The sequence below is a fragment of the Bacillus sp. USDA818B3_A genome (assembly GCF_009928415.1).
GTDB lineage: Bacteria > Bacillota > Bacilli > Bacillales > Cytobacillaceae > Neobacillus.
This window is the reverse complement of the sequence record NZ_JAABNN010000060.1, coordinates 1-568: the sequence shown is the minus strand read 5'-3', so window position 1 is coordinate 568 and position 568 is coordinate 1. Positions and strand designations below refer to the sequence as shown.

Genomic DNA, 568 nt, shown 5'->3' with positions numbered 1-568 from the left:
CTATTTCACTCCCCTTCCGGGGTGCTTTTCACCTTTCCCTCACGGTACTGGTTCACTATCGGTCACTAGGGAGTATTTAGCCTTGGGAGATGGTCCTCCCTGCTTCCGACCGGATTTCACGTGTCCGGCCGTACTCAGGATCCACTCGGGAGGGAACGAAGTTTCAACTACAGGGCTTTTACCTTCTACGGCTGGCCTTTCCAGGCCGCTTCATCTACCCCGTTCCTTTGTAACTCCACAATGAGTGTCCTACAACCCCAAGAGGCAAGCCTCTTGGTTTGGGCTAATCCCGTTTCGCTCGCCGCTACTTAGGGAATCGCGTTTGCTTTCTCTTCCTCCGGGTACTTAGATGTTTCAGTTCCCCGGGTCTGCCTTCAGTACCCTATGTATTCAGGTAAAGATACTGCTCCATTACGAGCAGTGGGTTTCCCCATTCGGAAATCTCCGGATCAAAGCTTACTTACAGCTCCCCGAAGCATATCGGTGTTAGTCCCGTCCTTCATCGGCTCCTAGTGCCAAGGCATTCACCGTGCGCCCTTTCTAACTTAACCTAAAAGGTTTTACTCTA

Annotated in this window: 1 rRNA gene; it reads right to left on the bottom strand. The window is 51.8% G+C overall.

What is annotated here, in order from left to right:
- A 23S ribosomal RNA gene (locus GXK58_RS26845) occupies positions 1-551 on the bottom strand; the annotation flags it as partial.
- Positions 552-568 lie beyond the last annotated feature (17 nt).